The following is a 13,245-nucleotide window of genomic DNA, read 5'->3' on the forward strand; positions in this document are numbered from 1 at the left end:
GATATGTTTTCATAGACAAGAGGTTGTAGGGATCCGGTTTGTCTTACTCATCTCTTAGAACAGTCACAGGATTTAACCTTGCAACGTTCAAAGAGGTCAGCATTACTAACAATGTTACCAATACCAGAAGTGAGCACAGGGGAATTAGCAATAGGACTGGGCTGTTATCTGCTCTGGAGGCAAAGGAACTTAACCAATACTCTACGTAATAAAAGGCAATAGGCAATACAAAAAGCCCTGAGATCAAGACAACCAACAAATACCTACGAACCATTAAGATTAGAAGACTTGTCAAACTGGACCCCAGTACTTTCCTGACACCAATTTCTTTGCGCCTCAATGCTGCGTGGTAAATGGTGATTCCTGTCAAGCCTGTGAGAGAAAGGACGATTGCCAAAAAACTAAAAGTAAGAATGAGCTGCTTGAAATTTCTTTCAGACTGATACTGCTCTTCAAAGAGTTCATTTGAGAAATGATAGGAGAAATTATTTTCTGGGAAGATGCTATAATAGCTTTCCTCTAGGTTTTTCAGTTGTTCGAAGATGTTTGGGCCATTGACCTTTGCCAAAAAGAAGTCATTAGTTGTATGTTGAAAGAACACATGGTCGTAAATGAATACCATAGGAGCAAGGCTTTGTTGAAATCCGACTGTTTTAATATCTGAGACGACAGCTACTACTACAGCTCCCGATGAATAACCAACTTTCTTCCCAATAGCCTCTGCAGGTGTCCAATTATACCCCTCCGCAGTTTTTTTAGTCAGTATGACCCTAGGGATTTGCTCGGGAAATTGTGGTCCTGAAGGAATATTTCCAGCTAATACTTCCATATCAATGACACTAAAGAACTCTGGAAATATGTTCACAAGGTTGACTCGCTGAAAAACACTGCTATCACCATTAATCGATCGGAGGTTACCTTCCCATCCTTTATTCTTTCCCGGTGCAAGTGTAGAGAAAGTTGCTGCTTCTACTCCGGTGGAATTGGCAAGTACTCTCTTAAAACGTTCAGCTCGCAGTTGGTCATCATCGAAGCTAGTGATTGGGCCATCTATCACTAGAAGCGACTTGGTGTCGAAACCAGGATCTAATGAGACCATATAAGAGACCTGTCGGTCGATTGTAAGGGTAAGTACAATTAGAAACAAAGAAGTGGCAAATTGAAATCCAATCATGACATCATTAGACCAACCTTTTTTGGCACCGAGGACTACCTGATTTTGGATTTCTCTCGAAGCCATTATGGATGGATATAGTGCTGAAATAAAGCTGCCCAGAATTATTATAAATGTGGACGAAGCCTCGAGCCGAAAATACGGTAGAGAAAGACCAAAGGACTGGTAAGAAAAAGCTGGGGCTATAAATGTCGCTAACAGAAAAGACATAGCAACAGACAATGCACAGATAAAGAAATATTCAGTAAAGAACATAATACGGAGACTATAGATATCCGCCCCTAGGGATCTTCTAACCATAATTTCCTTTAGCCTCTCAGGTATTCTAGAAGACTGAATGTTTATAAAGTTGATCCATCCGATGATTGCGATGATTATGGCCAGGAACCTTAACACCTGAACTTGCAGAATACTTGAAGAAGGCACCATCTCTCCGTCCGCATCGGAATGAAGATGAATGTCTCTCACATGGATCAATCCAAAATCAAAGTATTCATTTGGCAGGTCATCAGCTTTTATGTCGAATCTCTCATAATACTGAGCTCTGAATGAACTGATTAGCTTGTCTAAATCAGTATTTTCATTGAATTCATAATAGGTATAAAAGGAGTAACCACCCCAATTCATACCATCCTGATAGAAATCCGGGATTAGTTCCTGCAGCACATCGAGCGCACCGATTGCATCGAGTTTGATCGAACTGTTTTCAGGAAAATCCTGATAAACTCCTTGCACCACCATGTTTTTAGAACCGTTGTAACGAAGGGTTTTTCCTAATACATCTGAGGTAGAACCAAAAAGTTCATTTGCCGTGGATTGAGAGATTAGCAAACTATTCAAGTCATTAATTATAGGGTTTCCTTGAAGCATATTAACTCCCAGGAAATCAATAACATTTTCATCACACCAGCCAATTCTTTGAAGTTTTGTTGACCTAGTACCAGGGTTACTGAGTAATACATTTTCTCGACTATTTATCCTGACAAAAGACTTGATTTCAGGGTTTTGTGATTGGAAAAAAGGAGCGAAAGGGGCGGGTGAGGTGGCAGAATGAACGTTTCTTCCCGACTCACCATAAATATCGAAGTTCATCCTGTATTTATATTCGGCACTCGGAATTGAGGTATCATAGTCTTGCTCAATTTTTACGTAATTGAATATGACTATTGAAAACAACAAGCTCAGTACCAAACTGAGAATCGAAATTGCTGATGCCAACTTGTTCCTTCTCAGTACCCGGAAGGACATTCTTAATCCGTTGATCAATAGAATTAGTTCACCTTTTAGTTTGCCCATAGTGTTCCCAGTTAGATTCTTTTTTGATAGATATATTTGACATAGGGTTTCCATGATTTTCCCTCGTCATGAGTAGACTCCACGATCAATTGATTTGACTCATCATTCAGTTTAGAGTATGTAAGTCGAAAGGCCAATGACTCCCGTGAGGGTGAAATGAACCTGGAGTCAGAACTTAGGTTGTTTACGGAAACCCTATCTTCGTCCACCTTACCCACATAGGTGTCCATAGTGCCGAATTCTTTGTCAATGGTGAATATTTTGACCTTTCCCGAGCTCTTGTCTATGCCGAAGGTGTTTTGCATGGTGAGTGTCCATTCACCCATATCAGTGAAGACTTTTTCTACAACGTATGTGCTGTCAAAAATGGGCGTAAAAGAGGCTTTACCCAATCCGCTTTGTAACCAACTTTCTTTGTCACTAGGTAAATAGGCATAGACTGTATAGTCTCCAAGTAGGTAAAAGAATGGCTCTGTTTGTTCTTTGGGTTTCTCAATAAAAAAGTGACATAAGGTCAGTAAAATGAGAGTTTTTATAAGTAGACCGCTTTTCATAAGATTGATTTATCTATCGACAATGCTTCGAAAAATTTTGGACAATCCTCGCAGAGGCTTCTTCTATGCTAGGAAAGCTCTTTGGGTTTTTAACCGATTTAATAGATAGATGCGAAAGCTCGACTGCGAATTATGAAATGTTGAATATCACAGTGATGACTCTAGCAGTCTACCTTCCACTTCAAATCACTTTATATTTTATACGAATCCTCTTTAATAATAAGGCACTCGAGTTGCTGAATTACTCATATTTATAGCCATACGACATGATAATACGGACGATTGATTTGGTTTCAATTCATGATAAGTCAAAAGTTCTTATGTGATCACAGCCTAATTGTCTTGCGTTATCACACTACTCACACAGTTAATAAATCTCCTCAGGTTTTAGGTGTGGTTAGAAACAATCAATGTCAACGGGCAAACTGTGTATTTCAATGGGTCAAATAGGTTATTCACTTTGTTACATCAGCCTGAATTCAGATTAGGGCGTTTTAACGTGGATGAGAAAGAGCATTTTTTTTATTCTGACTGTTCTAAGTGCCGCTTTATCTGCTCAGGTCGATACCATAGGCATTCAATCGAGACTCGACCTTGACATGCTAGATACAGGGTTGAAAAAATATGTGGTCTATATGGAGAATGTACAGTCGAATCAATTGCTCGGCTTGGCAATATGGGAAAGAGAAACCACTAAAAGGATCGTGGAGGGGAAAGGAAAAATTTATGTAAAACAGAGGTGGAAAAGCCAAGATTCATCATGGAGGAAAGAACTGCATTCAATCAATGATGGAACTACATTCCTTCCCGAATATCATTTTACAAGTTCAGATAACGGCATTGAGGCCTTCGGATTTACAAAAAGCGATATTGTCGGGCTTGACAGTGTAAAAAATAACAGTAGAAAGGACTTCTATCTCAAATTGGAACTTCCAACCTACAATTGGGAGCTGGATATGGAAATACTTGAAACACTGATGTATGATGTTAACAAGGCTTATGTGATCCAGTTTTACCACCCTGGGAGTAAAACGCCTCCAAAGTACCATGAATACAAAGTGATCGGAGATGAAGGGGTTGCGGTTTTAGGGTCTAGTCATGATTGCTGGAAAGTACAGATTGAGTATTCAAACATCAATAATGCGGTCTTTTGGATCTCTAAAAGTTCTAATCAGATTTTAAGAATGGAAGAGATATATGGCCCCATAAAAAGATATAAGTACAGAATTTTTTGATTATACCTCCCAAAGCGTTCAAAAGATGAAGCATAAGAAGTCACTTCTAAAACTAGGTGCCATTCAGACCATGCTGATGGCTATCTACCATTTTTTTATACCCATTCAATTTCAATGGAGAGAATATCTGGATGAAGGAATTCCAACGATCAACTGGGCACTATTCACGATCAATAATTACTTCAGTTTTATTCTCCTTGTTTTAGGGTTTTCATTAATGTATCACTTGACTAACAAGCATCACAATAGTGAAGTATTGAAAACGCTATCATGGATTTTACTACTTTTTTGGGGTTTTAACACAGTTTATCAGATAGTGGAACCAATGCCTCTTCCTGCAAGGCTGGGTTGGTTGAGCTGGACTTTAGTTGGTATTTCGGCCTTAAACTCAGGACTATTTGTATTGGCACTCCTGGTTTCAAGAAAGGAGCATTCAGTCTAGGCGCTTTCCATTTTTTATAACCAGAAATACATCTTTTGTATTGGCAATTTTGTCTAATGGATTGCTGTTAAGTAAGACCAGGTCAGCAATTTTTCCTATTGCCACTTGACCGTAGCCATCGAGTTTGAACACTTCTGCTGGATTAATGGTAGCCGCTCGCAACGCATCAAGGTTACTTAACCCAGCTTTCTCTACTAATAAGATCAGTTCGTCATGAAGGTTGGTAGCACCACTCTCTCTTTCGATCATATAATCTGTCCCGGCCAACACCATTATACCCGCCTCATAAATTTTTCGCGTAAGCGCATACACTGTTTTTAACCTAGAGTCCTGATTATCTCCAATTTGTTCGGATCTGATCTTGGATACGAGCAATGTAGCATCTAGAGCTACATTGTTTTGTTTCATGGCATCAATAAGGTTTATGACTGGTTGACTGTTCAGGTCTTCAGGTATGTAATTGCGATTGTTGTTCTGATCTAAATGATAGGTCTGGGCAACTTTTTCATCAAGTACAGTCAATAAACGTTCGCTGTGTGATACAGATACAACACCACTAGTGACAACTTCTATGGGTGTTGCTGGGTAAACTGTGGCATGAGCGTAGACGATCATGTCCCTTTCACTGGCCTTATCAGTGATCTTATTGAGTTTTTCTGCCGTTAAATCAGCATATACTTTAATTCCATTTAGTCCGAAAGCCTTAGCCTCATCTAGGTATTGATCAATTTTTTCTGTGGAGTCAATAGATCGTAACCAAGCAGTTGTTCCTGGAGTAGTCCTATGCGCTGACATTAACGCTCGTCTGTCATTATTCATCCAGCTTTTACCTGCAAAAATGGCACTGGTATAAATCGTGGGAATTTCAAGATTTTCGTCTTTCTGCCATTCGTTGATCATGACTGCATCTCCTCCCATATCCCTAACCATGGTAACCCCATCTTTTAGGGCTTTTTCTAACTGACTTATCAAGACATTAGGAGGGCCCGCTGTCGTATGGACGTGACAATCCATTAGCCCTGGAATGAGGTATTTGCCTGTTCCATCAATCACAGGAAAGTCATCTTCGGCTTGATGGCCAATATCGTCTATTTGAGTAATTCGACCTTCTGAAATCTTAACACTCTGATTTGGTACAACTGATCCCTTCTCTAGATCTACAATGGAAATGTTGGAAATGATAAGTCCATTGATATCTTGAGCTTGACCACACGCAAAGACACTGAGGAGTAATAGAACTGTAAGTAAACGTTTCATGGCGGTAAATTTATTGTCAGTTCATACGAGGATTTTTACTAACCAGTGAAATTCTGTTCGGATCAATGGCTTAACTACTTACCTCATATGCCAAATCACATAAATTTTCCTGCTAAACTATAACCCCTTAATTCTGTAATTCAGTGGTCGAAGTGTGACGTTTGGCGATAGAATCACCTAAAGAGGGCTTGATATTGTAGCTTTGTAGGTGTGGAGAGCTATCAGTACAAAAAGCACAGATTGGAAAGGTTATTTTCAAGTCACAAGTGGCTAATATTCAATTATTGGATAATCTCCCTGCTCATACTTGCATTTCGGAAGGACAGTGCTCATCTCCATTGGCATGAAGTACTCTTATCAATAAACTATGTCAGTCTGGTCATTGTAATTAGCTATTATCTTTTCCCGAAGTTTTATGAAAAGGGTAAGGTCGGTGCATTTGTTCTGTGGGTAATCGTTGGAATATTTGTGGTGGGATACTTTGAGGAGATTGTAATAGAGCAGCTTATTTATTATGATCCACAGGCCTATCCAATTGCCAATCCGGGGTCAATTTTTGTTCAAAATGGCATTCCGGCTTTTGTATTTATAGTCTTGAAACTGATGATTTATTTCAGAGATAAACAGCTCACCATTAACAGGCTGGAAAGAGAAAAGTCACAAAGTCAACTTCAGTTTTTAAGATCTCAGATTAACCCACATATTTTATTTAACAACCTCAATAATATCTACTCACTTTCTGAGCAAAAGGACCCTAGGACCTCGGAGATTATACTGAAGCTGTCGGACCTAATGCGGTATGTGATTTATGAGAGTGCTGAAGATAGAGTTTTGCTTTCCAGAGAATTGGCCCATTTAAAGGGCTATGTGGAACTGCAAAAAATTCAGATTGAGGGAAGGGGTATAGTCAACTTTGAGATAGAAGGCGATTGTGAAGGTTATACCATAGCCCCAATGCTGTTGGTTCCATTCGTAGAAAATTGTTTTAAGCATAGTATGGGTTCTCAAATCAATGATATTATTATTTCGGTAAAGATTCTTATCTCTGGAAACCGACTATTTTTTGAAACGAAAAACTCATTCTCGGCAATGGAAGGTAGCGACCTGAGCCCAAGCGGTATTGGATTAAAGAATACACAAGAGCGTCTAGACATGCTCTATCAAGGGAAGTATCAACTAGATATTAGTGATGATAACGATCTGTATGTAGTAAAACTGGAATTAGATTTAGTTTGATGGAATTCAACTGTATAATTATAGAAGATCAGTTACAAGCGCAGAAAATACTTCAACGCCATATTGCTAGTGTTCCGCACTTGACACTATTGTCAACCTTTAACAATGCCATAGAAGCTATGACTTTTCTTCAAAATAGTGGGGAAAAAATAGATGTCGTCTTCTTGGACATTAATCTACCAAAGTTGAACGGTTTAGAGCTCTTGAGAAACCATCAGCCTGAAGCACATATCATTATTACTACAGCCTATAAAGAGTACGCAATTGAGGGTTTCGAACTTAATGTTCACGACTATCTTTTAAAGCCAATTTCTTTTGAAAGATTTTTCAAGTCCATCTCGAGGTTACAGAACAACAAAGAAGAAATTAGTACAGCCAGGAAGGAGGATTATGAACAATCGAAGTTCATTTTTGCCAAGGACGGTCATGACATAATCAAGATTTACTTAGCAAGTATTCAATTTGTGACTGCAGACGGAGATTTCACCAAGCTTTACCTAGGCAACAGGACCCTTCTTTTAGGCTATAGTCTAAAGTTCTGGCAGGAGGTGTTGCCGAATGATCAGTTTTTCAGGTGTCATAAATCGTATATCGTGAATATTGCCGCTATTGATCGTATATCAGGAAATAATATTCTTATTGGTAAAGAGATCATTCCAGTGGGTAGAACGAGTAAGGATATGCTCATGAAGAAAATTAAACTGATATAAGTAGAGAGATGTGTACTCACTGCTCTCTCTCGAAGCGTAAAGAATAAATGATCATTAGAGACCTTTTTAGCCCCTCTCAGCCTAGTATCAACTATGAGTCCAAAGGGTTTGTGTCTTATGAGGAAATAGCTCCCGACCATTTACTACAAGAGTATATCTACTGTTATTGGCGACTAAGAACTATTAGAAAGCTCGATCATGATTTCACATATAGGGTAGTGTCAGACGGCTGTGTCGATATCCTTTTAGAGCTTTCTAAGCCTGAAGACATATACATTACTGGTTTTTCTTCGAACTACCTGCAGTATTCTCTAGGGCATGAGTTCGACTATGTTGGCGTTCGGTTTTTACCCACTGGTTTCCCTCTGCTATTTAATTTACCGGCTTCTGAATTGACCAATAATTTTTTTAGCCTTGGAGAGATTCTTCCAGACCTATCAAAGGATATCGCTAACACTATTTCTCCGAATAAGCACCTTTATGAATATAAAGAAACGTTTGACAGGCACTTTATGAGCGGACTGTCGAAAAATGACTTAGTGGTGGAGCCGGATCCTAGAGTGATGAAGGCTATGATCGAGATTTTAAAATCGGGCGGAAATAAAGATATCAATGCCTTGGATACAGGGTTGAGCGGTCGTCAATTGAGAAGACGATTTCAATTTTACTTTGGCGACTCACCAAAGACCTTCAGCCAGGTTGTTAGGTTTCAAAATATCTTGAAGGCCAAACCCTCTTTGGAAAGCTTGAAGCAAAACAGAATTTTTTATGACCTAGGTTACTATGACCAAGCACACTTCATTAAAGAGTTCAAAAATTTTTACGGAGTGACGCCTTCAAAGGCGTTTGGCCGTACAGATTGACATTTAGATAATGCAATGGTGCAGTTCGTCAGCTTGAGTTTAACATGGCGATAGTTATAACGTAAAACTCTTACGCTTCTTAAATTCAGAGCTCATGAAAAAATCAAGGTTACTTGTTTGTATACTCCTAGTCACTACTGGCATTTTTTCTTTAGGTACGCAAGAATTGCGAAAGAAAGTACCAGTGCTCAATGTAGGTACTTTTCATATGCGCATGACTCCAGATAAAAATGCTGTTGCTTTCAATGAAGAAGATCAGAAAGTTCTTGAGGAGACTCGGCAGCTAAGCAGATTGATTGCGAAGTTCAACCCAACAATCATTTGTGTGGAGATTGAACCTAATAGGCATGAAGAGATAAATAGGAAATACCGACAGTTTCTTAGCTCAAGCGAACATGACAGTGATCTAGGCGAGGTAAGTTTTATTGCTTTTGAGGTTGGCAAATTAACGGGAGTTGATTCCATTTATGGAATCAATCACCTAATGGCCTATGATTACATGATAAACAGTAAGATAGATAATACGCTAGACCCTAAGATGTATAATGCCTATTCAAACGATCCACTCCTTTCAGCTCCAGGTGTCGTTGCCAAGCTAAATCAGATGACTACGATTGAAAAAATTCAAAGCATTAACACACCCGAGTTTATGGATTTTTTGATAAATGAGAATGCTGATATTCTGACACATATTGGTACAGATAGCAAATTTGAGGGTGCCGATGAGGCTGCCAAGTTCTATCAGCGTAATCTAAGAATGTATTCAAATCTCAATCGGATTCAGGTAGATGAACAAGACAGAATATTCATTCTAATGGGTGGAACCCATACGGCCTTTTTCAATACTTTTTTAAGAAGAAGTCCAAAATATCAGCTGGTGGATGTCAGCTCCTACCTACGTTAGTTTTTGTCCGTTTTATACAATGGCGCTTAAGTCGTTTCTAAGAAGTTTGTATCAAATCAAACTTTAAAACAATGAGACGATTATCAGTAATTATTCTCTTTGCGACCGGTATAGTTGCTGGTTGCTATGCTCAAAACAATGTTGAATCTAAAAAACAATTTGCCATGAAAATGAATGCCGGAATCATCACAGAAAAAATTCAAGAGACTAAAGCTTTTTACCAAGAAAAGCTTGGGTTTGGAGTGACGTTTGAAAATGAATTCTATTTACTTATGCATACGCCTGGACATGAGGCCCAGCTGAGTTTCCTTTTACCTGAACATCCGACCCAACAACCTTTATTTCAGCCAAAATTTATGGGTGAGGGGATGTACCTGACCATAGAGGTTGATGATGTGGATGAATTGTATAACAAACTGAAGTCTGAAGGTGTGAAGATTGAAATTGATATCAGGGATGAGCCTTGGGGAGACAGACACTTTGCTATTAAAGACCCAAATGGAATAGGGATCGATTTAGTAAAGTACACAGCTCAGAATTAGTCAGTGAGACATCATTGAAAATGGCCGATTCTATATCGGCCATTTCTACAAGTCTTAACCTAATCTGCCAATCATAGGTAGGTCCATCTCTTTAAAAAGTAGTTCATTGACCTTCTTTGAAAACTGCGACAAACTCCATCTCAACTTTGAGTTGGGGTATGAATAACCTTTCTACCTGCACCCATGTGGAAGTGGGGAAGATACCACCTCTGTAAAATGCTTTTCTTACAGGTATGTGCTTTTTGAATTCGTCAATGTCTGTTGTATAGATGTTCTCCTTTACAATTGCAGCTGGTGTAATCCCATAGTGTATTAGAGTTTCGTTCACGTATTCGTAAATCTTCTTCATCTGTGCTGCCATGTCAGCGCTTTGACCATCTACAGTACCAGATATGTAAAGGGTGTTACCTACTTTGATCGCATGGGTATAACCGATCATATTCTCGACTTCCTCATGACCCGGTATATGGTATTCTTTTCTTTCTTGCGAAAAGGCCGAGGTCGTTGCTAGACCAAAAATTAAGAGAAGTGTTAGTAGCGTTTGTTTCATTTGATAGTTCATTTGGTTACGAATTACAATACGCTAGAAATAAGCGCCTTATGAACATCACCCCGTTAAATACCCAACTTTACCTTCGAACTGCTGATAAGAGGAGTCGAAAGGGCAGAACTTGATGCTTGTCGAGTCATACACTTAAAGTCTTATGCTCTTCTGAGCGTATGGGACTGTCTACCGACAAGTAGGTCTGGTACAAGATCATCCAGACAAAAACTTTTTTCAAGGAACTGGTCTCCTTTCATAGTCTCGTGCTAAAGAAGAAGCTCATGGGGTTGAATATCTCCCGTCTCAGATATCAGTGCTATGTAGCAGGAAGGTTTCTCAATTTTGCCATCGGATATCCATTCTAGAGATTCGATCTTCGTTTTTCAAAGTGTGGAAAAAAATCCCCTTTGCTTGAGTAGCATCTCTACACAAATCCTATCAAAATCCCATCGAAATACCTTATTGAGTGCCGTTAGCCTGTTTTTAGCACTGTGGCATGGTTCTTACGCTATAGAGAGTGAACCAAACAAAAAAAAGAGATATGAATAATACAGCAAAAATAATTACAGGAGTTTTAGCAGGAACAGCAGCAGGTTTAATTACAGGAATTTTGACTGCGCCAGACAGTGGAAAGAATACCAGAAAGAAATTAGTCAATAAGACACAAGATATGGCTGCCGATGCAAAGGAAGAGCTTAATAAGAAATTGGAAAGTGTAAAAGATTCTTACAACGATATTTTGGAAGAGTCAGCGAAACGCACCATTAACGGTGTGAAATCGACTAAAGAAACACTTAAAGTATAATCACTGCTCAGGTTAATCGACAATAAAGGCCCTGCATTCAGCAAGGCTTTTATTTTGTCTAAACCTCACAAACTAGTTCACGACACATCACTCAAAACATAATCAAATGCCATTAATCGGAAAGCTTATAAAAACTGCCATCAATGTGGGTAGTAGAATTGTAGATAAAGATCAAAACCCATCTAAAACACAGAAGCGTGTGTTGCTCAGTCTTATCGATAAAGCCAAAGACACTGATTTCGGTCTGAAGTATGACTTCGCTGAGATTCAGTGGCATAAAAAGCCAGCTGAAGTGTTTAGAAACCAAGTGCCTACTTTCGACTATGATCGAATGAAAAAAGCTTGGTGGCACCGTACCATTGAGGGAGAAGAGAATGTAACATGGCCTGGATCTCCGGACTATTTTGCACTAAGCTCGGGAACCACCGGTAGCGAGAGTAAAAGAATTCCGGTGACCTCAGATATGATCCAAGCGATCCGAGACACTGGAGTCAAGCAAGTTTTGAGCCTCTCAAATCATGAGCTTCCCGAGGAATTTTTTGAGAAGGAAATCATGATGTTGGGCAGTAGCACTGACCTGACTGAGCGTGATGGTCACTATGAGGGAGAAATAAGCGGTATTAGTGCCAGCAACATTCCTTTTTGGTTTAAGGGATACTATAAACCAGGAGATGAAATTGCGGCCATTGACGACTGGGATGAAAGAGTCCAAATGATAGCTGAAAGAGCTAAAGATTGGGACATTGGTGCAATATCTGGCATTCCATCCTGGATTGAGCTGATGTTGAAGAAAGTGATTGAGCATAATAAGCTCGATAATATACACGACATATGGCCTAATCTTATGGTCTATACATCAGGCGGAGTAGCCTTTGATGCGTATCAAAAAAGTTTTGAAGAGCACCTGGCTCGGCCATTGCTTTATTTAGATACTTACTTGGCTTCAGAAGGATTTATCGCCTATCAAAGCAGACCCAACGAGAATATGGCCATGCAGTTGGCCTATGAAAGCGACATATATTTCGAATTCATTCCATTTGAAGAGCAATACTTCGATGAGAACGGAAGCCCACTCGAAGATGCTCCGGCACTGACGCTTGCGGAGGTCGAAGAAGGTGTAGACTACGCCTTACTTATTTCGACTGTTTCTGGCGCGTGGCGATATAGCATTGGCGACACGATCCAATTCACAGATAAGAGTAGAGCTGAAATTAAGATTACAGGAAGAACCAAGCACTTTTTGAATGTTGTAGGTTCACAGCTTTCGGTAGCCAAAATGAATGATGGCGTGCAACACCTCGAAGAAAAGTTCGACATCTCAATTCCTGAATTTACCGTTGGAGCGATTAAGGAGAACGGAGATTTTTATCACCAATGGTTTCTAGGCACTGACGATCATTCGAAAGTAGAAGAAGAACAACTCATCGAAGCACTCGACAATAAGTTTAAGGAATTAAATAAGAACTATGGTGTAGCGAGAGGAAAGGCCCTGAAAGGAGTGAAGATTAAAGCAATACCATCATCTCTTTTTCACGACTGGAGCGAAAAGAATAAGAAGAAGGGCGGTCAGATCAAGACTGCTAGAATGATGTCCGAAGAAGGGTTGAAAGAATTCGAAAGCTTTATCCAGGATAAAATCTAGAAACGTTAATCAACGGGCTAAAAAAGGGCCTGATCATTTGA

13 protein-coding genes are annotated in these 13,245 nt (G+C 39.4%); 9 read left to right on the plus strand and 4 right to left on the minus strand.

Going from position 1 to position 13,245, the window contains the following annotated elements:
• Positions 1-43: 43 nt before the first annotated feature.
• Together BFP97_RS15735 and BFP97_RS15740 are read right to left on the minus strand one after the other, a co-directional pair.
• Complete coding sequence (locus tag BFP97_RS15735; protein ID WP_170827483.1) at positions 44-2,470, minus strand: ABC transporter permease; 2,427 nt, start codon at positions 2,468-2,470, stop codon at positions 44-46.
• 11 nt (positions 2,471-2,481) lie between these two features.
• On the minus strand, positions 2,482-3,024 hold the full coding sequence (locus BFP97_RS15740; RefSeq protein ID WP_069843339.1) for a DUF1579 family protein: 543 nt from the start codon (positions 3,022-3,024) through the stop codon (positions 2,482-2,484).
• Positions 3,025-3,527: 503 nt separating this feature from the next.
• Between BFP97_RS15740 and BFP97_RS15745 the strand changes: the two genes are divergently transcribed.
• Positions 3,528-4,259, plus strand: a complete 732-nt coding sequence (locus BFP97_RS15745) for a hypothetical protein (RefSeq protein WP_069843340.1) — start codon at positions 3,528-3,530, stop codon at positions 4,257-4,259.
• 25 nt (positions 4,260-4,284) lie between these two features.
• Positions 4,285-4,701 (plus strand): hypothetical protein, encoded by a 417-nt coding sequence (locus BFP97_RS15750; RefSeq protein ID WP_069843341.1) that lies wholly within the window; start codon positions 4,285-4,287, stop codon positions 4,699-4,701.
• Here the strand turns inward: BFP97_RS15750 and BFP97_RS15755 are convergent.
• Entirely contained in the window at positions 4,693-5,958 is a 1,266-nt protein-coding gene (locus tag BFP97_RS15755) for an amidohydrolase family protein (protein WP_069843342.1), read from the minus strand. The genes BFP97_RS15750 and BFP97_RS15755 overlap by 9 nt on opposite strands.
• Before the next feature lie 240 nt (positions 5,959-6,198).
• On the opposite strand from BFP97_RS15755, the gene BFP97_RS15760 reads away from it, so the two are divergent.
• From BFP97_RS15760 to BFP97_RS15780, 5 genes are all read left to right on the plus strand, one after another.
• On the plus strand, positions 6,199-7,194 hold the full coding sequence (locus tag BFP97_RS15760; protein WP_139135331.1) for a sensor histidine kinase: 996 nt from the start codon (positions 6,199-6,201) through the stop codon (positions 7,192-7,194).
• Positions 7,194-7,904 (plus strand): LytR/AlgR family response regulator transcription factor, encoded by a 711-nt coding sequence (locus tag BFP97_RS15765; protein WP_069843344.1) that lies wholly within the window; start codon positions 7,194-7,196, stop codon positions 7,902-7,904. Before BFP97_RS15760 ends, BFP97_RS15765 begins: the two co-directional genes overlap by 1 nt.
• Before the next feature lie 47 nt (positions 7,905-7,951).
• Positions 7,952-8,767, plus strand: a complete 816-nt coding sequence (locus BFP97_RS15770; RefSeq protein WP_069843345.1) for a helix-turn-helix domain-containing protein — start codon at positions 7,952-7,954, stop codon at positions 8,765-8,767.
• 94 nt (positions 8,768-8,861) lie between these two features.
• The gene (locus BFP97_RS15775) at positions 8,862-9,671 is read left to right on the plus strand and encodes a DUF5694 domain-containing protein (RefSeq protein WP_069843346.1); all 810 of its coding nucleotides are present in this window, start codon (positions 8,862-8,864) and stop codon (positions 9,669-9,671) included.
• 71 nt (positions 9,672-9,742) lie between these two features.
• The gene (locus BFP97_RS15780; protein ID WP_069843347.1) at positions 9,743-10,213 is read left to right on the plus strand and encodes a VOC family protein; all 471 of its coding nucleotides are present in this window, start codon (positions 9,743-9,745) and stop codon (positions 10,211-10,213) included.
• 103 nt (positions 10,214-10,316) lie between these two features.
• On the opposite strand, the gene BFP97_RS15785 is transcribed toward BFP97_RS15780, so the two are convergent.
• Positions 10,317-10,763 carry a RidA family protein gene (locus BFP97_RS15785; RefSeq protein WP_170827484.1) on the minus strand — a complete coding sequence of 149 codons (447 nt, stop codon included), beginning with the start codon at positions 10,761-10,763 and terminating at the stop codon, positions 10,317-10,319.
• A gap of 535 nt (positions 10,764-11,298) precedes the next feature.
• Between BFP97_RS15785 and BFP97_RS15790 the strand changes: the two genes are divergently transcribed.
• Positions 11,299-11,562, plus strand: a complete 264-nt coding sequence (locus tag BFP97_RS15790) for a YtxH domain-containing protein (RefSeq protein WP_069844348.1) — start codon at positions 11,299-11,301, stop codon at positions 11,560-11,562.
• Between the two features lie 106 nt (positions 11,563-11,668).
• The gene (locus BFP97_RS15795; protein WP_069843349.1) at positions 11,669-13,204 is read left to right on the plus strand and encodes a GH3 auxin-responsive promoter family protein; all 1,536 of its coding nucleotides are present in this window, start codon (positions 11,669-11,671) and stop codon (positions 13,202-13,204) included.
• Positions 13,205-13,245: the final 41 nt, after the last annotated feature.

The organism is Roseivirga sp. 4D4, assembly GCF_001747095.1.
Classification (GTDB): Bacteria; Bacteroidota; Bacteroidia; order Cytophagales; family Cyclobacteriaceae; genus Roseivirga.